Consider the following 20,300-nt stretch of genomic DNA (forward strand, 5'->3'; position numbering starts at 1 on the left):
GAAACATCTTCGGGTTGTGAGGTTAAGCGACTAAGCGTACACGGTGGATGCCCTGGCAGTCAGAGGCGATGAAGGACGTGCTAATCTGCGAAAAGCGTCGGTAAGGTGATATGAACCGTTATAACCGGCGATGTCCGAATGGGGAAACCCAGTGCAATTCGTTGCACTATCGTTAACTGAATCCATAGGTTAACGAGGCGAACCGGGGGAACTGAAACATCTAAGTACCCCGAGGAAAAGAAATCAACCGAGATTCCCCCAGTAGCGGCGAGCGAACGGGGAGCAGCCCAGAGCCTGAATCAGCATGTGTGGTAGTGGAACGGTCTGGAAAGGCCGGCGATACAGGGTGACAGCCCCGTACACAAAATTGCATGTGCTGTGAGCTCGATGAGTAGGGCGGGACACGTGGTATCCTGTCTGAATATGGGGGGACCATCCTCCAAGGCTAAATACTCCTGACTGACCGATAGTGAACCAGTACCGTGAGGGAAAGGCGAAAAGAACCCCGGCGAGGGGAGTGAAAAAGAACCTGAAACCGTGTACGTACAAGCAGTGGGAGCCTCTTTAATGGGGTGACTGCGTACCTTTTGTATAATGGGTCAGCGACTTATATTCTGTAGCAAGGTTAACCGAATAGGGGAGCCGAAGGGAAACCGAGTCTTAACTGGGCGTTAAGTTGCAGGGTATAGACCCGAAACCCGGTGATCTAGCCATGGGCAGGTTGAAGGTTGGGTAACACTAACTGGAGGACCGAACCGACTAATGTTGAAAAATTAGCGGATGACTTGTGGCTGGGGGTGAAAGGCCAATCAAACCGGGAGATAGCTGGTTCTCCCCGAAAGCTATTTAGGTAGCGCCTCGTGAATTCATCTCCGGGGGTAGAGCACTGTTTCGGCTAGGGGGCCATCCCGGCTTACCAACCCGATGCAAACTGCGAATACCGGAGAATGTTATCACGGGAGACACACGGCGGGTGCTAACGTCCGTCGTGAAGAGGGAAACAACCCAGACCGCCAGCTAAGGTCCCAAAGTCATGGTTAAGTGGGAAACGATGTGGGAAGGCTCAGACAGCCAGGATGTTGGCTTAGAAGCAGCCATCATTTAAAGAAAGCGTAATAGCTCACTGGTCGAGTCGGCCTGCGCGGAAGATGTAACGGGGCTAAACCATGCACCGAAGCTGCGGCAGCGACACTAAGTGTTGTTGGGTAGGGGAGCGTTCTGTAAGCCTGTGAAGGTGTGCTGTGAGGCATGCTGGAGGTATCAGAAGTGCGAATGCTGACATAAGTAACGATAAAGCGGGTGAAAAGCCCGCTCGCCGGAAGACCAAGGGTTCCTGTCCAACGTTAATCGGGGCAGGGTGAGTCGACCCCTAAGGCGAGGCCGAAAGGCGTAGTCGATGGGAAACAGGTTAATATTCCTGTACCAGGTGTTACTGCGAAGGGGGGACGGAGAAGGCTATGTTGGCCGGGCGACGGTTGTCCCGGTTTAAGCGTGTAGGTGTGTGTTCCAGGTAAATCCGGTTCACTTTAACACTGAGGCGTGATGACGAGGCACTACGGTGCTGAAGTGACAAATGCCCTGCTTCCAGGAAAAGCCTCTAAGCATCAGGTAACATCAGATCGTACCCCAAACCGACACAGGTGGTCAGGTAGAGAATACCAAGGCGCTTGAGAGAACTCGGGTGAAGGAACTAGGCAAAATGGTGCCGTAACTTCGGGAGAAGGCACGCTGATATGTAGGTGAAGCGATTTACTCGTGGAGCTGAAATCAGTCGAAGATACCAGCTGGCTGCAACTGTTTATTAAAAACACAGCACTGTGCAAACACGAAAGTGGACGTATACGGTGTGACGCCTGCCCGGTGCCGGAAGGTTAATTGATGGGGTTATCCGTAAGGAGAAGCTCTTGATCGAAGCCCCGGTAAACGGCGGCCGTAACTATAACGGTCCTAAGGTAGCGAAATTCCTTGTCGGGTAAGTTCCGACCTGCACGAATGGCGTAATGATGGCCAGGCTGTCTCCACCCGAGACTCAGTGAAATTGAACTCGCTGTGAAGATGCAGTGTACCCGCGGCAAGACGGAAAGACCCCGTGAACCTTTACTATAGCTTGACACTGAACACTGGTCCTTGATGTGTAGGATAGGTGGGAGGCTTTGAAGCGCGGACGCCAGTTCGTGTGGAGCCATCCTTGAAATACCACCCTTTAATGGCTGGTGTTCTAACGTGGGCCCGTAATCCGGGTTGCGGACAGTGTCTGGTGGGTAGTTTGACTGGGGCGGTCTCCTCCTAAAGAGTAACGGAGGAGCACGAAGGTTAGCTAATCCTGGTCGGACATCAGGAGGTTAGTGCAAAGGCATAAGCTAGCTTGACTGCGAGCGTGACGGCGCGAGCAGGTGCGAAAGCAGGTCTTAGTGATCCGGTGGTTCTGAATGGAAGGGCCATCGCTCAACGGATAAAAGGTACTCCGGGGATAACAGGCTGATACCGCCCAAGAGTTCATATCGACGGCGGTGTTTGGCACCTCGATGTCGGCTCATCACATCCTGGGGCTGAAGTAGGTCCCAAGGGTATGGCTGTTCGCCATTTAAAGTGGTACGCGAGCTGGGTTTAGAACGTCGTGAGACAGTTCGGTCCCTATCTGCCGTGGGCGCTGGAGAATTGAGGGGGGCTGCTCCTAGTACGAGAGGACCGGAGTGGACGCATCACTGGTGTTCGGGTTGTCATGCCAATGGCACTGCCCGGTAGCTAAATGCGGAAGAGATAAGTGCTGAAAGCATCTAAGCACGAAACTTGCCCCGAGATGAGTTCTCCCTGACCCTTTAAGGGTCCTGAAGGAACGTTGAAGACGACGACGTTGATAGGCCGGGTGTGTAAGCGCAGCGATGCGTTGAGCTAACCGGTACTAATGAACCGTGAGGCTTAACCTTACAACGCCGAAGCTGTTTTGGCGGATTGAGAGAATTTTCAGCTTAGATTCAGATTATGTCACTGCGTGAAAACGGGGTGATAAAACAGATTTGCCTGGCGGCTGTAGCGCGGTGGTCCCACCTGACCCCATGCCGAACTCAGAAGTGAAACGCCGTAGCGCCGATGGTAGTGTGGGGTCTCCCCATGCGAGAGTAGGGAACTGCCAGGCATCAATTAAGTGAAGAGCCCATCCTGACGGATGGGCTTTTTGCGTTTCTGCGCTGCAAATTTGGAGTGTGGCTTTGCCTTATCTGGCCTGCTGTCAGGGCGAGGCTCCGTGGTTAACGGACACGACCGTCCAGAATAGTCGAACCTCTGCGCGCGCCGTCACGATGAATCTCATCAACTGATCCCTGCGCTTACTCCTAAATTCTTTCCCTGCTAATTAAAACCGCGATCGCTGTCACACAACAACATATAACAATTATATAACATTTATTTTACTAAAAAAGACAGCAAACACAACCGGATCTTTGGCAGGAGTACAACTTTAATGACTGAAAGCAGTGTAACTGCGAACGGGTCACTGACTGATAGTGATACCCGTCGTCGCATATGGGCAATTGTAGGCGCGTCATCCGGAAATCTGGTCGAATGGTTTGATTTCTATGTCTACTCGTTTTGCTCGCTCTATTTTGCCCACATCTTCTTTCCTTCCGGAAACACGACAACGCAGCTACTACAAACCGCAGGCGTTTTTGCGGCCGGGTTTTTAATGCGTCCGATTGGTGGTTGGCTATTCGGTCGTATCGCCGATAAACATGGTCGTAAAAAATCCATGCTTTTGTCCGTTTGTATGATGTGTCTGGGATCGCTGGTGATCGCCTGCCTGCCAGGTTATGAAACCATTGGAACCTGGGCTCCGGCGCTGTTACTGCTGGCGCGTTTGTTCCAGGGATTATCTGTTGGTGGGGAGTATGGCACCAGCGCGACCTACATGAGTGAAGTTGCTGTCGAGGGCCGTAAGGGGTTTTACGCCTCTTTCCAGTACGTCACACTTATCGGTGGTCAACTGTTGGCGCTGCTGGTTGTGGTTGTCTTACAGCAGACTATGGAAGATTCAGCCCTCAGAGAGTGGGGCTGGCGTATTCCTTTCGCATTAGGCGCAGTACTGGCGATTGTGGCGCTCTGGTTACGTCGTCAACTGGATGAAACATCAAAGCAGGAAACGCGTGCGCTGAAAGAGGCGGGCTCGCTGAAAGGGTTATGGCGTAACCGTAGAGCGTTCATCATGGTGCTCGGGTTCACCGCGGCGGGATCGCTGTGCTTCTATACCTTCACTACCTATATGCAAAAGTATCTGGTAAACACCGCAGGTATGCATGCCAATGTGGCAAGCGGCATTATGACGGCGGCGCTATTTGTTTATATGCTTGTGCAGCCGCTGTTTGGTGCGTTGTCAGATAAAATTGGCCGACGTACCTCCATGCTGTGTTTCGGCGCGCTGGCAACCCTGTTTACTGTCCCCATTTTGACCGCACTTCAGAATGTGACTTCGCCGTATGCAGCATTTGGTCTGGTAATGTGCGCGCTGCTGATCGTCAGTTTCTACACCTCGATCAGCGGTATATTGAAAGCTGAAATGTTCCCGGCACAGGTTCGTGCATTAGGAGTGGGGCTTTCTTATGCCGTGGCGAATGCTCTGTTTGGTGGTTCGGCGGAATATGTGGCGCTGTCGCTGAAGTCTGTCGGTATGGAAACGTCGTTCTTCTGGTATGTCACCGTTATGTCGATCGTCGCATTTTTGGTTTCGCTGACGTTGCATCGTAAAGGGAAAGGTCTGCGCCTCTAGTGATGCGCCATTTGCCAGAGTGTATAGCCGGTCGTTGCACCGGCGACATCCCAGGCAAAGTCTTTCCAGCTCCAGCCGCTCCCTGCGGGGCGGCTATCCCAAAGCTCCTTTGACGCCCCCAGACTGACCGAGAACATAAACCCTATCATCGCACTGTGATCGCGGCTGATTCCCTGATGTTGCGCGTACTCATTACCTGCGGCTGAGAGCATCGCGGAAGCAATAAAGTGCTGTGCTTTGTCCTGCCCACTCCAGCTATCCTGCGCCATATGGCTACAGCCTGACAGAATAAAGGCGCTCAGAAAAAAAATAACGCGCACCATGCCCCCATAGGAAAAACCCCGTTCAGGACGGGGTTTCACTTTTACAGAATACGGCTTATCAGCCTGTCGATTCGAATACGACGTAATCGACGGATCAGTTTGCGAACTTTTACTGGGTAATCGGCAATGCTCTGCAAGTCACGATAGTGTTTAACGACCGTGGTATGCGTACGAATTAGCGCCAGCTCTTTCTCGCGCTGTGCAGCCAGCTCTTGCTTAGGATCGTGGATCAGGATTGCATTTTCCAGATCCAGACGCCAGGCGCGCGGGTTGAGGTTGTTCCCGGTCAGCAGCATCCACTTGTCATCGATCCACATCCCTTTGAGATGGTAGGTATTGTCGTCATCTTTCCACAAGCGAACGACCAGTTGATCGGTATTGACGTAATACTGCAAACGACTCAGGAAACGACGCAGGTTAATCTCATAGAGATAGGGCAATGCGCCAATTATCTTAAATGGTTCATTTTCCGGGATATAAAAATCGTTGGCGGTTTTATCCCCCACAATGATCTCAACCTTCTTCCCTTCGCGCAGCAGTTGAATGATGTTGCGAACAAGAATTGCTGGCAGGTTGAAATAGGGGGTGCAAATCGTGAGCTTATGCTCCGCACAGGGCATAAGGTGGAAAATGGTTTTGTTCAGCAGGCTGGATTTCCCCAGACCGACCAATGGCGTCACGGACAGCTGTTCATTACCGGCATCGCCCTGGAAGTGATAAGCCGCGTCACGAAGCTCCTGGCGGTATAAACGAATGTCGTTTTTAATCTCCGGGCTTTTCGGACGCTGGGTATTATCCAGACGATTTACGCCACGACCGTTCATCAGGTTCTGGGTCACCCACTCGAACATGATGTCAGCCATTCTGGCGTTGCGGATTAGCTGATAGCGGTCATAGCGATATTTATCGTGCTGATGCAGATAGACATCGTTAAGACTGGCGCCGCTGTACAGGACGCTATCATCAATGATAAAGCCTTTAAAGTGCAGCACGCCGAGGGCTTCGCGGGTATTGATCGGCACACCGTATACCGGCACATCGACACCCGGATTTTCATGCGCCATTCGGCAATACCAGTCGGCGTTGGTATTGGATGCTGCCGCGCCAATACGTCCACGCTGCGCACGATGCCAGTCGACGAGTACCCGAACATCCAACTCAGGACGCTGCCGTTTCGCCTCGTAAAGCGCGCTAAGAATGCCTTTGCCACCGTCATCCTGTTCCAGATACAGGGCAATAATGCAAATGCGCTGCTTCGCGCTGGCTATCTTTTCCAGCAGGGTCTCCCTGAACCTGGCGGGAGCATAAAAGAAATCGACATCATCAACTGATTGAGAAATCTTAGGTAGTTGGGCAAGGTGTTGTTGATGTTTATTACGCTTAAATTTTGACAACATCACAGTGCATTTCTTCTCTGTTCATTGAAGGGTCCTCTGTGCTATGCAGACGACATAAGCGGGCAATGATAACACCGTCCCCGTTAAAGTGGTCAACATTTCCAGTACCTTACTCACGATTCCTCGGGCGGAGCCAGATCCAGCGACAGCCCGACGATTCCCTCTTCGAGCTGGATATCCACGCTAAACCCAAGCTTACGAGCCAGCGCGACCATGCCACGATTATTTGGCATCGTAATACCATTCAGCCTTCTCAGTCCGTGATCTCGTGTATAGGTAATCAATTTTTCCAGCAATCGACGACCCAATCCTAACCCTTTGAGATCGGAACGAACCAGTACGGCAAATTCCGCATCAATATTATCCGGATCGGAGATCGCTCGCGTCACACCCAGGATCTCTTCCGTTCGTTCTACGCGCCTCACCGCAACAAACGCCATTTCCCGATCGTAGTCGATTTGCGTCATGTTGGCTAAATCTTCATGAGTAAATTCATTGATCTCGCTGAAATAGCGGTAATAAAGATCTTCTTTGGTGACCTGGGAAATAAACTGCTGAAGCTGGGGTTCATCTTCTGGCAGGATAGGTCGGAACAGACATTGCTCGCCATTTTTCATCTCCACCCACTCTTCCAGTTGATGCGGATAGGGGCGAATGGCAAGACGACTTTCGTTATCGCCCTCGAATGGGGCGATATCCAGCGTGACATCCAGGGCGGTAAACTCACCGGCGGAGGCCAGCAGCGGGTGAATATCCAGACGCTGGATCTCCGGGCAGTCGACAATCAGGTTTGAGACCTGAACCAGCAACTGACTTAACCCCGCGACATCCAACGGGCGCAGCGCACTGCGGCCACGGATCTTTTTATTCTTGATCGCCTGTATCACTAAATAACGCGCCAGGTTCATGTTTAGCGGCGGTAATGCCACCACGGCCTGCTCTTCAGGCCGCCACTCAACGCCGCCTTCACCCAACATGATTAATGGGCCAAATACGGGATCGTGCTCAACCACCACGCGCAGTTCCTGCGCTCCCGCACGGTTCGCCATACTTTGCACCAGCAGACCGTGGATCCGCGCCTGTGGCCAGGTCATTTTCACACGATCAATAATTGCATTGGCTGCCTGTTGAACTTCGTTTGCCGTACGCAGGTAGAGCATTACGCCCTGAACTTCAGATTTGTGCGGGATGTCCGGTGAACGCAGCTTCAGCGCGACCGGGTAGCCAATCTGTTCTGCAATATGGACGGCCTCGATGCTGTCGCCGGCAATCCAGGTCGGGAGCGTATGTAAGCCATAAGCCTGCAGGATCGGCTGAACCTCATGGGTATCGAGTGAGGTTGCTCCATCGGCAATCGCCTGCTGAAGCAGATCATGCGCCTGGGCCGTATTGGAGGTCAGATTGCTGGGCAGAGCTGGCGTTTCACGCAGCTGTTTCTGGTTGCGCCGGTATTCGACCATATGCATAAATGCAGTGATCGTCCCTTCCGGAGTACGATAGGTAGGGAGTCCGGCTTCACTGAACAGTCTACGGGCTTCCTGAGAGGAAAACTCGCCACACCAGTTGGTCAATAGCGAGACAAATTTTCCACGCGGGTGGTGCTTAACGGTTCCAATCAGCGTTTGTGCACACTCAGTGGCGGGGGCGGCGGCACTGGGGGAGTGAATCACCATCAGTGCGTCAAAGTCCTGGCTGGTGAGCAGAATGTCCAGCGTTCGGGTGTAATGTTCAATGCTGGCATCGTCACGCAGGTCCAGTGGGTTGGCGATCTCGACATGGGCAGGCAGAGCATCGCGTAGTTTCTGGCTGGTCTCTTCACTCAGCATGGCGAGCTTGCCGTTGCGGGACCAAAGTTGATCAAGCGCAAGCGCCGCAGGCGCGGCACCGTTACTGATGATCATCAGCCTGTCACCGCGCAGAGGACGCATATGGCTGAGCGTTTCCACTGCGGAAAAGAGCTCATGGGTATCTTTCACGCGCAGCAGACCGGCGCGTTGAATGGCGGCATCCCAGGCCGGATCCATTCCGGCGCTGGTATGCAATAACCGCTGCGCTGCCGGGCTGCGACCGCTCTTAATCACCAGAATGGGTTTGTTGCGCGCGGCGCTACGGGCGGCGGATACAAAGTGCCGGGCATCGCTGAGATGTTCGAGATAAAGCAAAATAGCGCTGGTTTTGCTGTCACGCGCCAGATAATCCAGCAGCTCATCGACATCAATATCCAGGCTGTCGCCGAGGGCAATGAAATAGGAAAAGCCCATTTCCCGCTGCTGTGCCCAGTCGAGAATGGTATTGGAAACCGCAGCGGACTGAGAAATAAAGGCCAGTTTGCCGCACTTAATCGGGACCGGCGAGAAGCTGGCATTCAACCCCTGCCAGGGGGCCAGCAGGCCAAGACTGTTAGGGCCGAGCAGACGCATGTTGTAGCGTTGCGCACAGGTCAGCAGTTCTGCATGTTGCGCGCCAGGGGCCGAGAGAATAATGCAGGTTTTACAGCCTTTTTCCCCAAGCGCTTCCAGCAAGGCCAGATTACGGCTGGCATTGGTACACAGCACGGCAAGGTCGGGGGTGAAGGGCAGACTGGCAATATCGGGCCAGGCCAGGACGCCCAGAACGGCTTTCCAGGCAGGGGTTACCGGCAAAACGGGACCGTTAAATCCTCCTGCCAGCAGGTTGCGCATCATCAGATATCCCGCCCGATTGGGCTTCATCGATGCCCCGATCACCGCGATCGATTTTGGTCGCAGAAGTGCTTCCAGTCCTCGCTGACTCATACCGGTTTCCCTTACACAGAAGTGACCGAATGATTCTAAACGCTTTCTGCTGATTCTGCTGTGATGCTTCCCTGATGTTGGGTTTTTCCTGCGAGGTAGCGCGTTTTAAAACGGGTAAAGTGCTCGCCGAGGCTGCTTGCTGCATCGGTATCACCGGCCAGATCCAACAGCGCAATGGCGACTTCAGCGGTACAGTACTGCCCTTCGGCATGGACTTCGCGCAGGTGATAGGCCGACAACCGCGACAGATCCACCGAGATCACGGGGAGAGAGTCGAGATACGGGCTTTTACGGAACATCTTACGCGCTTCCGGCCAGGTGCCGTCGAGCATAATAAACAAAGGAGGCTTACCTGTCGGTGGAGTGGAAATCACCACACGTTCAGCATCGGCATAAGAGGCGGGGAACACTACCATCGGCTGATACGCCGGGTTTTTCACCAGATCTAGCAAGGCCTGCGGTGGTTCTGTCCGCGACCACTGAAACGCGGCAGTATCCGGTAAAATATCGGCGATCAGACGCCCGGTATTGCTCGGTTTCATCGGTTCAGTATCAAACATCACCAGACAAAAACGGCTCGTTGCCTGAGAAGGCGACAGCGTCGCGCACAGGCAAAGTTTCAGCGGCAGCAAGCAGCGCTGGCAGCGACGAATACGATTGCCTCGGGCGAGAAAAGGGCGAGTGGCGCGCGCCAGACGTTCAGCGCGAAGCGTGAGAACAGCGTTTTCAGTCATAGAGAATGCGTTGAAAAACGCCATTGTCGCAGAGGTGAAAACGGGGCACAAGATGCGCCCCGCAGAGTTTACAGTGACTCGTTCAGCCAACTATCAAATGGCGCTTTGGGAACCGCGCCGTTCAGCATGTCGACAACCTGACCGTTTTTGAAGATCATAATGGTGGGAATACTACGGATACCAAAGCGTGCGCTAAGCTCACGTTCCGCTTCCGTGTTGATCTTCACGAAGCGAACTTTGCCGCTGCGTTCTTCGGCGACATCTTCAAAGATCGGGGCGAAGTTACGGCATGGGCCGCACCACGGTGCCCAGAAATCGATTACGACGGGCAGATCATCTTTGAGCAGTTTATCCAGTGTTTCACCGGTCGCATTGATCACCTCCCCGTCGAACAGGTCGTGACCACAGCGTCCGCATTTTGCCGCATCCTCAACCCGATCGTCGGGAATGCGGTTGATGGCCTGGCAGCTGGTACAAACGGTATTCATAACTAACCTCTGGATGCGTCGGGGTATTGAACGGCAGAGACGCCGGTATGTTTCTAATATGTTACATATTATCGATGAGACTGTTTTAAACGACAATCTGTTTTATTCAATGAGTACAATAGTCATAAGCTTTTAAATGAAATAATGGCTAACCTGGCGCACATCGGGTAATCTGCGCGCTTCGCGCAGCGCTGGTGGAGAAAAGCATGAACGATGAATTGAAAAACAAAAGCGGCAAGGTCAAAGTGATGTATGTCCGCAGTGATGATGATTCTGATAAACGTACCCATAACCCGCGTACCGGGAAAGGTGGTGGGCGTCCAGGAAAATCTCGTGCCGACGGTGGCCGTCGCCCCGCCCGCGATGAAAGAACCCCTCAGAACCGCGATCGCAAGCGTGAAGACTCACCGTGGCGGACCGTGTCCCGCGCGCCGGGTGATGAATCGCCTGAAAAAGCCGATCACGGTGGTATCAGCGGTAAAAGCTTTATCGATCCTGAAGTCTTACGTCGTCAACGTGCAGAAGAGACCCGCGTTTACGGTGAAAATGCCTGTCAGGCCCTGTTCCAGAGTCGCCCGGACGCGATTGTCCGCGCCTGGTTCATTCAGAGCGTCACGCCGCGCTTCAAAGAAGCATTACGCTGGATGGCGGCAAACCGCAAAGCGTACCATGTGGTTGATGAAGCGGAACTGGCGAAAGCTTCAGGTACCGAACATCACGGCGGTGTCTGCTTCCTGATTAAAAAACGTAACGGCACGACGGTGAAACAGTGGGTAAGCCAGGCGGGCGCGCAGGACTGTGTGTTAGCGCTGGAAGCTATTTCTAACCCGCACAACCTCGGTGGCATGATGCGTAGCTGCGCGCACTTCGGTGTGAAAGGCGTAGTGGTGCAGGATGCGGCGCTGCTGGAGTCCGGTGCGGCGATTCGTACCGCAGAAGGCGGTGCCGAACACGTTCAGCCGATTACCGGCGACAGCATCGTTGATGTGTTGGATGATTTCCGTCAGGCGGGTTACACCGTGGTGACAACGTCCAGTGAACGCGGTAAGCCGCTGTTTAAAACTGAACTGCCAGAGAAAATCGTCCTGGTGTTAGGTCAGGACGTTGACGGTTTGCCGGATGCGGCGCGCGATGCCAGCGATCTGTGCGTTAAAATCGACGGTACGGGTAATGTTGAAAGCCTGAACGTCTCGGTGGCAACCGGTGTGCTGCTTGCCGAATGGTGGCGTCAGAACAAAGCCTGATGGAAAAACGCCAGCGATTCGCTGGCATTTTTTTTATTCGCTCTCCGCCGGTAAAACGGGCATCCAGTCAATCGGCTTCTCGCCGCGTTGTTCCAACCACTGATTCGCCAACACAAAATGGTTACAGCCAAAAAATCCACGATGCGCCGAGAGCGGTGAAGGATGAGGCGCTTTCAGGACATGATGACGTTTTTGATCAATGATCGCGCCTTTCTTCTGCGCATGAGAGCCCCAGAGCAGAAAAACCACCCCTTCACGATGTTGATTAATCAGGCCGATCACTTTATCGGTGAACGTTTCCCATCCCAGACTGGCATGAGAGTGCGCCTGACCCGCCCGCACGGTTAATACCGTATTAAGCAGCAGAACGCCCTGATGCGCCCAGCTTTCCAGATAACCGTGGGCAGGACGAGTGAAACCGGGGATCGACCCCTCCAGTTCCTTATACATGTTCAGCAGCGAAGGGGGCGTAGCAATACCGGGGCGGACAGAAAACGCCAGACCATGCGCCTGCCCGGGACCGTGGTAGGGATCCTGTCCAAGGATCACGACCTTGACATCACCCAGCTCGGTGAAGCGAAACGCATTGAACACATCTTTTTGCGGCGGATAAACCGTGATCCCGGACTGACGCTCTCCGGCGACGGTATGCAGCGTATTGATAAAGTAGGGCTGCTGTTTCTCTTCAGCCAGCACATCGTGCCAGGTTAATTCAGTGGCCATCTCGCTCTCCTGCGAATTCTCGATCGTCATAGCTTAACTGCTTCTTTCGACGGCGCAAAATTCTCTCCGCGATGATGTGCGCTATGCACTTAATAAAGTTGAAAATTTATGTAAAAAGTTTATGTCTTCACATGGCGTAAGTTGATGTAAAACAATAAAATCATCTCATTCCCCTATTCGGCATGTGGATTTTATTGATTTAAATCAATGAATCGAGGGTGTTAGGGGGGTATATATACACTCAAGCAACAATGGTTTTACCAATTGGCCGCGAGCCGGCCAACCCTAATCAAATACTTTGCCGGGGAGGCATCACAATGATTACAGGTATCCAGATTACTAAAGCCGCTAATGACGATCTGCTGAATTCCTTCTGGCTGCTGGACAGCGAAAAAGGCGAAGCGCGTTGCATCGCAGCGAAAGCCGGTTTTGCCGAAGATGAAGTGGTAGCGGTCAGCAAACTGGGTGAAATTGAGTACCGCGAAATTCCGATGGAAGTGAAACCGGAAGTTCGTGTGGAAGGTGGCCAGCACCTGAACGTTAACGTTTTGCGTCGTGAAACGCTGGAAGATGCGGTTAAGCATCCGGAAAAATACCCGCAGCTGACTATCCGTGTTTCGGGTTATGCCGTGCGCTTTAACTCACTGACGCCGGAACAACAGCGCGACGTTATCGCTCGTACCTTTACTGAAAGCCTGTAAGGCTTAACGTTTAAATAAAAACGCCGGGAAATCCCGGCGTTTTTTTATTCTTCGTTTGACTCCTGCGGCGTCGTTGCCGTACTCGGCTTGCGACGTTTACCAATGTTCCTGGTATCGCGATGGCGTTTCTTCACGCGCGGTTTATCTTTGTCTTTCTCTTTTTTCTTCTCTTCACGTTTCGCGAGTGCTTTTTTCGACGGTTTGCCCGTCATCTTTTCGCTCGGAGCGCGTGAGGTTGGGCGCAATTCATCAATCACCCTGGATTTCAGCGGTTCTTCAATGTAGCGACCAATTTTCAGCAGCAGCAGGTGATCGTGCGCTTCGACCAGCGAGATTGCGGTGCCCTTGCGACCGGCGCGGCCGGTACGGCCAATGCGGTGCAGATAGGTGTCTCCGCTACGCGGCATGTCGAAGTTAATCACGTGGCTGACGTCAGGAATATCGATCCCGCGTGCGGCAACATCGGTGGCGACCAGCACGTTAACGCGACCGTCAGTAAGACGCTTAATGCCTTCGTTACGCTTGATCTGCGCCATCTCACCTTCGAGATAGCAGTTGTTGATCCCCGCCAGACGCAGCTTTTCAGCCAGTTCGTGCACGCGCTCGCGCTTGCGGACAAACACAATGGTACGGGTGGCGTCGTCTTGCTTCAGCAGGTGCTTCAGCAGTTCGAATTTATGTTCGACGTTATCCGCGCGGTAATACCACTGGTGGATCTTCTTACGTTCGCGGGTGGATGGCGTAGCGGAGACTTCGACTGGCTCTTCCAGCAGACGTTCGGCAAAATCTTTAATCGCATCGCCTTCCAGCGTGGCGGAGAACAGCATCGTCTGTTTGCGCCAGCGCGTTTCCCCGGCGATGTGCTCGATGTCCTGGGCAAAGCCCATATCCAGCATTCGGTCGGCTTCGTCGAGGATCAGCGTTTCGACGGCGCGGCAGTCAAAATTCTCTTCTTTAATATACTGCAGCAGACGTCCGGTGGTGGCGACCACGATATCCTGGTTTTCACTGAACACTTCGGCGTGGTTCATGTAGGCTACGCCGCCGGTAATTGTCGCGATATCCAGATGGGTGTTTTTGGCCAGTTCACGGGCATGATCGGCGACCTGCATCGCCAGTTCGCGAGTCGGAGTCAGGATCAAAATACGTGGCGGACCGGATTTTTTACGCGGGAAGTCGAGCAGGTGCTGCAACGCTGGCAGCAAATACGCCGCCGTTTTACCGGTGCCTGTCGGCGCAGAACCGAGTACGTCACGGCCTTCGAGTGCAGGCGGAATGGCGGCAGCCTGAATGGCGGTCGGGCGAGTGAAACCTTTTTCCTGGAGGGCATCCAGCAGGCTTTCATCGAGTTCAAGTTCGGAAAAAGTCGTTACAGTCATGTTCTACCTCTGTGTGGGGCGCTGATTATAGACGTTACGGCTGCAATCTTCATCTGTTTGTATGGATATCGCTTCTCAGGTATTGTTTTCACCAGGTGCTGTTGCCGTTTTTCCTGCAAGGTTTTTAATTCATGCCTCAGTCTACATCCGTCCTTCGTCGTAATGGATTTACTTTTAAACAGTTTTTTGTCGCGCACGATCGTTGTGCGATGAAAGTCGGAACAGATGGGATTCTGTTAGGGGCATGGGCACCGGTGGCGGGCGTAAAGCGGATCCTCGATATCGGTACCGGCAGCGGACTGTTGGCGCTGATGCTGGCGCAGCGTACTGATGAAAGCGTCACCGTTGATGCCGTTGAACTGGATAGCGATGCCGCCGCGCAGGCGCAAGAAAACGTTACCCAGTCGCCGTGGGCGGATCGGGTAACGGTGCAGGCGGAAGATGTCCAACATTGGGCGGCACGGCAGACCGTTAAATATGACCTTATCATCAGTAACCCGCCGTATTACGAGCAGGGCGTCGAGTGTGCTACACCGCAGCGGGAACAGGCGCGTTATACCACGATGCTGGATCATTCTGCGCTGTTAGCGACGGCGACGGGGCTGATCACGGAAGAGGGATTCTTGTGTGTTGTGTTGCCGGAAAATATCGGCAATACCTTCACGCAGCAGGCGTTAAATATGGGCTGGCATTTACGGCTACGCACCGACGTTGCTGAAACGGAGGCGCGGTTGCCGCATCGGGTGCTGCTGGCATTCTCCCCTAAGAAGGGGGAATGCTTTAGCGACAGGCTGGTGATTCGCGGGCCGGATCAGCGTTACTCCGAAGGTTATACGGCGCTGACCCAGGCATTTTATCTGTTCATGTGAGCCGTTAACGGCGAGAGCACAGACGGGCCAGATTCCTCCAGCAGTGCCGGATAATCGAGCGTGTAGTGCAGACCGCGGCTCTCTTTGCGCATCATCGCACAGCGCACAATCAGCTCGGCGACCTGAACCAGGTTGCGTAACTCCAGCAAATTATTCGAGACGCGGAAATGGGCGTAATACTCGTCGATCTCCTGTTGTAACATAGTGATACGACGCAGGGCCCGCTCCAGACGTTTGGTGGTGCGCACAATCCCCACGTAGTCCCACATAAACAGTCGCAGCTCATGCCAGTTATGCTGAATCACCACCAGTTCGTCAGGGTTGTCCACGCGACTTTCATCCCAGGCGGGCAGGGCGCTTACGCCACGGGCGTAAGGCATTCGTCTGTCGATATCTTCCGCTGCGGACCAGCCGTACACCAGACACTCCAGCAGCGAGTTTGAGGCCATCCGGTTCGCGCCGTGCAGGCCGGTGTAGCTCACTTCCCCGATCGCATACAGGCCGTCCACATCGGTACGACCAAAGTCGTCAACCATCACGCCGCCGCAGGTGTAGTGTGCTGCTGGCACGATGGGCACTGGTTCTTTGGTCAGGTCGATACCCAGCCCCAGCAGCTTTTCGTAAATCATCGGGAAATGCTGACGCACAAAGGCTTCTGGCTTATGGCTGATATCAAGGAACATACAGTCCGCACCGAGACGCTTCATTTCATGGTCGATAGCGCGGGCGACGATATCGCGCGGCGCCAGTTCCCCTCGCGCGTCAAAGTCTGGCATAAACCGCGTGCCGTCCGGGCGTTTGAGATGAGCACCTTCTCCGCGCAGCGCTTCGGTAAGCAGGAAATTACGTGCCTGGGGATGATACAGCGCGGTAGGGTGGAACTGATTAAATTCGAGATTCGCAACCCGGCATCCGGCACGCCAGGCCATCGCAATACCGTCGCCGGAGGAAATGTCCGGATTCGTTGTATATTGATACACCTTTGATGCGCCGCCGGTCGCCAGCACGACAGACTTCGCGTGACAGGTTTCCACCGCCTCTTTATTCCGGTTCCAGACCCATGCCCCCACGACGCGTCGTGTGCCGGGCAGGCCAATTTTGTCGGAGATGATTAAATCGACGGCATTACTGCGTTCCAGTACCCGGATGTTTGGATGGCTTTGCGCCTTGCTGACCAGCGTGGTTTCCACCTCTTTACCGGTGGCATCAGCGGCATGCAAAATGCGACGATGGCTATGGCCACCTTCACGCGTCAGATGGTAACTCTCTTCACCGTTAGGCTGCACCTGGGTATCAAATAGCACCCCCTGATCAATCAACCACTGTACGCAGGGACGGGCGTTGCTGGCGACAAACTCCACCGCATGGCGATCGCAAATACCAGCGCCGGCAATGAGCGTATCTTCGACATGTGAATCAATGCTGTCGGTTTCATCGAAAACGGCGGCAATCCCGCCCTGCGCATAGAAAGTGGAGCCTTCGCTGACGGGACCTTTACTCAGAACGATAACCTGATGCTTTTCAGCCAGGCGCAGCGCCAGCGAGAGTCCGGCAGCGCCGCTACCAATAATTAACACGTCACAAGAAAGTTCAGGCGTAGTTTTCATGATATTTTGTTTAATGTACTAAACAGTGTTTGGCCAGCATAGCACCAGAATCTGCGATTCAGCACGTTTTATTTTCAGTATTGTTGTAATGACTAAACAAAACGGTGCGATGTAAAAGGATGTCAGGTGGGGAAACCATTTTGCGCGGCGGGCCGTAAGCATCAGATTAGAGGATGAAATAAAGTGGCCGTTGGGTTACTCTGCAACCGGTTTATGGGCATTTTTAAAGATAGTGCGTTGTTCAGACTCGGTAGACTTATAATGAGAGATAATGACCGTCTACAACATGACAAACAAAAAACAGATGCGTAACGGAACTTTACAAAAACGAGACACTCTAACCTGTTGCTTGCTCATAGTGCAGCTAATGGAGTGGCGTTTCGCGAACGCGTGGAAATTTGGTTTGGGGAGACTTTACCTCGGATGAGCGAGCAGTTAACGGACCAGGTCCTGGTTGAACGGGTCCAGAAGGGAGATCAGAAGGCCTTCAATTTACTGGTAGTACGCTACCAGCATAAAGTGGCGAGTCTGGTTTCCCGTTATGTCCCGTCGGGCGATGTTCCCGATGTGGTGCAAGAATCATTTATTAAAGCCTACCGTGCGCTGGACTCGTTCCGGGGAGATAGTGCTTTTTATACCTGGCTGTATCGCATTGCGGTGAATACAGCGAAGAATTACCTGGTGGCTCAGGGGCGTCGTCCGCCATCAAGCGATGTTGATGCGATTGAAGCAGAAAACTTCGAAAGTGGCGGTGCGCTGAAAGAAATTTCGAACCCTGAGAACTTAATGTTGTCAGAAGAACTGAGACAGATAGTTTTCCGAACTATTGACTCCCTCCCGGAAGATTTACGTATGGCAATAACCTTGCGGGAGCTGGATGGCCTGAGCTATGAAGAGATAGCCGCTATCATGGATTGTCCGGTGGGTACGGTGCGTTCACGTATCTTCCGAGCTCGGGAAGCTATTGATAATAAAGTTCAACCGCTTATCAGGCGTTGACGATAGCGGATACTGGAAAAGGTATTAGGCATGCAGAAAGAAAAACTTTCCGCTTTAATGGATGGCGAGACGCTGGATAGTGAGTTACTTAACGAACTGGCTCACGATTCGGATATGCAAAAAACCTGGGAAAGCTATCACCTGATCCGTGATTCAATGCGGGGTGATACACCTGAGGTGCTTCATTTCGATATTTCCGCTCGCGTAATGGCCGCTATTGAAGATGAGCCGGTACGCAATACGGTGCCATTCATTCCAGAGGCCCAGCCTGCGCCGCAGCAATGGCAGAAAATGCCATTCTGGAAAAAAATGCGTCCGTGGGCCGCGCAACTTACCCAAATGGGCGTTGCCGCGTGCGTATCGCTTGCAGTTATCGTTGGTGTCCAGCACTATAATGGACAATCTGAAACGTCCCAGCAGCCTGAAACGCCGGTCTTTAATACTTTGCCGATGATGGGTAAAGCCAGCCCGGTAAGCCTGGGAGTACCTTCTGATGCGACCGCGAATGGTGGGCAACAGCAGCAGGTACAGGAGCAGCGTCGTCGGATCAACGCCATGTTGCAGGATTACGAACTGCAACGCCGACTGCACTCCGAACAGCTTCAGTTTGAGCAGGCACAGACACAGCAAGCCGCTGTTCAGGTGCCAGGAATTCAAACTTTAGGAACGCAATCGCAGTAATGAAGCAACTTTGGTTTGCCATGTCACTTGTGACGGGTAGCCTGTTCTTCTCTGTCAACGCCTCGGGCAATACTGCGTCCGGGGCGTTGTTGCAGCAGATGAATGTGGCGAGCCAGTCACTCAATTACGAGCTGTCATTCGTCAGCATCACGAAACAAGGCGTTGAGTCTCTGCGTTATCGCCATGCTCGCCTGGAAAATCGTCCGCTTGCGCAGCTGCTGCAAATGGATGGTCCGCGTCGTGAAGTGGTCCAGCGCGGAAATGAAATTAGCTACTTCGAGCCTGGACTCGAACCGTTCACTCTGAACGGTGACTATATCGTCGACTCCCTGCCGTCGCTTATCTATACCGATTTCAAACGTCTTGCTCCCTACTATGATTTTATTGCTGTGGGTCGTACCCGAATTGCCGATCGCCTGTGCGAAGTGATTCGCGTGGTCGCGCGTGATGGCACGCGTTACAGCTATATTGTCTGGATGGATACGGAAACGAAGCTGCCGATGCGGGTCGATCTCCTCGATCGCGATGGCGAAACGTTAGAGCAATTCCGGGTGATTGCCTTCACCGTGAATCAGGATGCCGGTAGCGGCATGCAGACGCTGGCGAAAGCCAGTTTGCCGCCGCTGCTCTCTGTTCCGGCGGGTGAAAAAGCCAAATTCAGCTGGAATCCGACCTGGCTTCCGAAAGGGTTTAGCGAAGTGTCCAGCGGGCGCAGACCGTTGCCAACGATGGACAACATGCCGATTGAATCGCGTCTCTACTCCGACGGTCTGTTTAGCTTCTCTATTAACGTCAATCGGGCGACTCAGGCCAGCACCGACCAGATGCTGCGCACCGGGCGCAGAACGGTCAGCACCAGCGTACGCGACAACGCGGAAATTACCATCGTGGGTGAATTGCCGCCGCAGACAGCGAAGCGCATTGCCGACACCATTAAGTTCGGAGCCGCGCAATGATCAAAGAGTGGGCTACCGTGGTGTCATGGCAAAACGGTGAGGCATTGGTGAGCTGTGATGTGAAAGCGTCCTGCAGCAGCTGCGCTTCACGTTCAGGATGTGGCACCCGCGTGCTGAATAAACTCGGGCCGCAGACCACGCATACCATTGTGGTGGCGAGCGATGTGCCGTTAGAACCTGGGCAGAAAGTGGAGCTGGGGATTGCCGAAGGCAGTCTGTTAGGTTCCGCCATGCTGGTTTATCTGTCGCCGCTGGTGGGGTTATTCCTCATCGCCTCCCTGTTTCAGGTGCTGTTTGGCTCAGATCTCGCGGCGTTAAGCGGCGCGATACTGGGCGGCGTCGGCGGATTCCTGATTGCCCGTGGCTATTCCCGCAAGCTGGCTGAACGCGAAGCCTGGCAACCCGTTATTCTTAATGTTGCTCTCCCATCCAGTACGATTCGCGTTGAAACGCCCTCCACCGAAACGGCACCATGATATTCTTGCCGGATGGCGGTTTCGCCTTATCCGACTTACAAACGGTCAGCAAGTCCAGTAGACCCGATAAGCTTGCGCCATCGGGCATCATGCTTCTCTTACGATGTTTTACATCAGAAAAGCGATGCCGTTTCCAGTTCCCGCTATCCTGACTTTATGAACATTTCCTCGCCTCAGCGTTGTAGTGTAG

The 20,300-nt window shown here is 53.5% G+C and carries 16 protein-coding genes, 2 rRNA genes and 1 pseudogene; 11 read left to right on the forward strand and 8 right to left on the reverse strand.

Annotation, left to right across the window (positions count from 1 at the left end):
- Positions 1 to 20 precede the first annotated feature (20 nt).
- The 3 genes from AOY24_RS09290 to AOY24_RS09300 all read left to right on the forward strand — a co-directional run bounded on the left by AOY24_RS09290 (position 21) and on the right by AOY24_RS09300 (position 4,759).
- Positions 21 to 2,927, forward strand: a 23S ribosomal RNA gene (locus tag AOY24_RS09290).
- Positions 2,928 to 3,020: 93 nt separating this feature from the next.
- A 5S ribosomal RNA gene (rrf, locus tag AOY24_RS09295) occupies positions 3,021 to 3,136 on the forward strand.
- Between the two features lie 324 nt (positions 3,137 to 3,460).
- Complete coding sequence (locus AOY24_RS09300) at positions 3,461 to 4,759, forward strand: MFS transporter (RefSeq protein ID WP_042999703.1); 1,299 nt, start codon at positions 3,461 to 3,463, stop codon at positions 4,757 to 4,759.
- Here the strand turns inward: AOY24_RS09300 and AOY24_RS09305 are convergent.
- The 5 genes from AOY24_RS09305 to trxC form a co-directional block, all read right to left on the reverse strand.
- Entirely contained in the window at positions 4,756 to 5,082 is a 327-nt protein-coding gene (locus AOY24_RS09305) for a YfiM family lipoprotein (RefSeq protein ID WP_054176525.1), read from the reverse strand. The genes AOY24_RS09300 and AOY24_RS09305 overlap by 4 nt on opposite strands.
- Before the next feature lie 41 nt (positions 5,083 to 5,123).
- A complete protein-coding gene (gene pssA, locus AOY24_RS09310) occupies positions 5,124 to 6,479 on the reverse strand; it encodes a CDP-diacylglycerol--serine O-phosphatidyltransferase (RefSeq protein WP_042999704.1) in 1,356 nt (451 codons plus the stop codon).
- Between the two features lie 113 nt (positions 6,480 to 6,592).
- A complete protein-coding gene (pat, locus tag AOY24_RS09315; protein WP_054176526.1) occupies positions 6,593 to 9,253 on the reverse strand; it encodes a protein lysine acetyltransferase in 2,661 nt (886 codons plus the stop codon).
- A 35-nt stretch (positions 9,254 to 9,288) separates the two neighbouring features.
- Positions 9,289 to 9,987: a tRNA-uridine aminocarboxypropyltransferase gene (tapT, locus tag AOY24_RS09320; protein WP_044326606.1), complete on the reverse strand. Its 699-nt coding sequence runs from the start codon at positions 9,985 to 9,987 to the stop codon at positions 9,289 to 9,291.
- Between the two features lie 68 nt (positions 9,988 to 10,055).
- The gene (gene trxC / locus AOY24_RS09325; protein WP_042999707.1) at positions 10,056 to 10,475 is read right to left on the reverse strand and encodes a thioredoxin TrxC; all 420 of its coding nucleotides are present in this window, start codon (positions 10,473 to 10,475) and stop codon (positions 10,056 to 10,058) included.
- Between the two features lie 206 nt (positions 10,476 to 10,681).
- On the opposite strand from trxC, the gene AOY24_RS09330 reads away from it, so the two are divergent.
- Complete coding sequence (locus AOY24_RS09330; protein ID WP_042999708.1) at positions 10,682 to 11,719, forward strand: tRNA/rRNA methyltransferase; 1,038 nt, start codon at positions 10,682 to 10,684, stop codon at positions 11,717 to 11,719.
- Positions 11,720 to 11,752: 33 nt separating this feature from the next.
- On the opposite strand, the gene ung is transcribed toward AOY24_RS09330, so the two are convergent.
- Positions 11,753 to 12,442 (reverse strand): uracil-DNA glycosylase, encoded by a 690-nt coding sequence (gene ung, locus AOY24_RS09335; protein ID WP_042999709.1) that lies wholly within the window; start codon positions 12,440 to 12,442, stop codon positions 11,753 to 11,755.
- Positions 12,443 to 12,759: 317 nt separating this feature from the next.
- Here ung and grcA point away from each other — a divergent pair, with 317 nt between their 5' ends.
- Positions 12,760 to 13,143, forward strand: coding sequence for an autonomous glycyl radical cofactor GrcA (gene grcA, locus AOY24_RS09340; protein ID WP_044253162.1), 384 nt, complete (start codon positions 12,760 to 12,762; stop codon positions 13,141 to 13,143).
- Between the two features lie 44 nt (positions 13,144 to 13,187).
- Here grcA and srmB read toward each other — a convergent pair whose 3' ends face one another.
- Complete coding sequence (gene srmB, locus AOY24_RS09345; RefSeq protein WP_042999711.1) at positions 13,188 to 14,522, reverse strand: ATP-dependent RNA helicase SrmB; 1,335 nt, start codon at positions 14,520 to 14,522, stop codon at positions 13,188 to 13,190.
- A gap of 131 nt (positions 14,523 to 14,653) precedes the next feature.
- Here srmB and trmN point away from each other — a divergent pair, with 131 nt between their 5' ends.
- Positions 14,654 to 15,391, forward strand: a complete 738-nt coding sequence (trmN, locus tag AOY24_RS09350) for a tRNA(1)(Val) (adenine(37)-N(6))-methyltransferase TrmN (protein WP_044253159.1) — start codon at positions 14,654 to 14,656, stop codon at positions 15,389 to 15,391.
- Here trmN and nadB read toward each other — a convergent pair.
- Positions 15,376 to 16,998 carry an L-aspartate oxidase gene (nadB, locus tag AOY24_RS09355; RefSeq protein WP_044253156.1) on the reverse strand — a complete coding sequence of 541 codons (1,623 nt, stop codon included), beginning with the start codon at positions 16,996 to 16,998 and terminating at the stop codon, positions 15,376 to 15,378. The genes trmN and nadB overlap by 16 nt on opposite strands.
- Positions 16,999 to 17,259: 261 nt before the next feature.
- Between nadB and rseD the strand changes: the two are divergent.
- The 5 genes and pseudogenes from rseD to rseC all read left to right on the forward strand — a co-directional run bounded on the left by rseD (position 17,260) and on the right by rseC (position 20,110).
- Positions 17,260 to 17,425, forward strand: a pseudogene (gene rseD, locus AOY24_RS24860) (rpoE leader peptide RseD).
- Entirely contained in the window at positions 17,422 to 17,997 is a 576-nt protein-coding gene (rpoE, locus tag AOY24_RS09360; protein WP_054176527.1) for an RNA polymerase sigma factor RpoE, read from the forward strand. The pseudogene rseD and the gene rpoE overlap by 4 nt, the downstream one beginning before the upstream one ends.
- Positions 17,998 to 18,027: 30 nt before the next feature.
- Complete coding sequence (gene rseA, locus AOY24_RS09365; RefSeq protein WP_042999714.1) at positions 18,028 to 18,678, forward strand: anti-sigma-E factor RseA; 651 nt, start codon at positions 18,028 to 18,030, stop codon at positions 18,676 to 18,678.
- Complete coding sequence (rseB, locus tag AOY24_RS09370; RefSeq protein WP_054176528.1) at positions 18,678 to 19,634, forward strand: sigma-E factor regulatory protein RseB; 957 nt, start codon at positions 18,678 to 18,680, stop codon at positions 19,632 to 19,634. The genes rseA and rseB overlap by 1 nt, the downstream gene beginning before the upstream one ends.
- On the forward strand, positions 19,631 to 20,110 hold the full coding sequence (gene rseC, locus AOY24_RS09375; RefSeq protein ID WP_044253150.1) for a SoxR-reducing system protein RseC: 480 nt from the start codon (positions 19,631 to 19,633) through the stop codon (positions 20,108 to 20,110). The genes rseB and rseC overlap by 4 nt, the downstream gene beginning before the upstream one ends.
- Positions 20,111 to 20,300: the final 190 nt, after the last annotated feature.

Origin of the sequence: Citrobacter sp. CtB7.12, assembly GCF_001297795.1 — a bacterium.
Lineage (GTDB): Bacteria > Pseudomonadota > Gammaproteobacteria > Enterobacterales > Enterobacteriaceae > Citrobacter_A > Citrobacter_A amalonaticus.

Excerpts from the sequence above, each read along its gene's own strand:
- rseC (WP_044253150.1), top strand. The coding sequence starts at position 19,631 with ATGATCAAAGAGTGGGCTACCGTGGTGTCATGGCAAAACGGTGAGGCA.
- ung (WP_042999709.1), bottom strand. The coding sequence starts at position 12,442 with ATGGCCACTGAATTAACCTGGCACGATGTGCTGGCTGAAGAGAAACAG.
- trxC (WP_042999707.1), bottom strand. The coding sequence starts at position 10,475 with ATGAATACCGTTTGTACCAGCTGCCAGGCCATCAACCGCATTCCCGAC.
- rseB (WP_054176528.1), top strand. The coding sequence starts at position 18,678 with ATGAAGCAACTTTGGTTTGCCATGTCACTTGTGACGGGTAGCCTGTTC.
- pat (WP_054176526.1), bottom strand. The coding sequence starts at position 9,253 with ATGAGTCAGCGAGGACTGGAAGCACTTCTGCGACCAAAATCGATCGCG.
- pssA (WP_042999704.1), bottom strand. The coding sequence starts at position 6,479 with ATGTTGTCAAAATTTAAGCGTAATAAACATCAACAACACCTTGCCCAA.
- trmN (WP_044253159.1), top strand. The coding sequence starts at position 14,654 with ATGCCTCAGTCTACATCCGTCCTTCGTCGTAATGGATTTACTTTTAAA.
- AOY24_RS09330 (WP_042999708.1), top strand. The coding sequence starts at position 10,682 with ATGAACGATGAATTGAAAAACAAAAGCGGCAAGGTCAAAGTGATGTAT.
- rpoE (WP_054176527.1), top strand. The coding sequence starts at position 17,422 with ATGAGCGAGCAGTTAACGGACCAGGTCCTGGTTGAACGGGTCCAGAAG.
- AOY24_RS09300 (WP_042999703.1), top strand. The coding sequence starts at position 3,461 with ATGACTGAAAGCAGTGTAACTGCGAACGGGTCACTGACTGATAGTGAT.
- grcA (WP_044253162.1), top strand. The coding sequence starts at position 12,760 with ATGATTACAGGTATCCAGATTACTAAAGCCGCTAATGACGATCTGCTG.
- srmB (WP_042999711.1), bottom strand. The coding sequence starts at position 14,522 with ATGACTGTAACGACTTTTTCCGAACTTGAACTCGATGAAAGCCTGCTG.
- rseA (WP_042999714.1), top strand. The coding sequence starts at position 18,028 with ATGCAGAAAGAAAAACTTTCCGCTTTAATGGATGGCGAGACGCTGGAT.
- AOY24_RS09305 (WP_054176525.1), bottom strand. The coding sequence starts at position 5,082 with ATGGTGCGCGTTATTTTTTTTCTGAGCGCCTTTATTCTGTCAGGCTGT.
- nadB (WP_044253156.1), bottom strand. The coding sequence starts at position 16,998 with ATGAAAACTACGCCTGAACTTTCTTGTGACGTGTTAATTATTGGTAGC.
- tapT (WP_044326606.1), bottom strand. The coding sequence starts at position 9,987 with ATGACTGAAAACGCTGTTCTCACGCTTCGCGCTGAACGTCTGGCGCGC.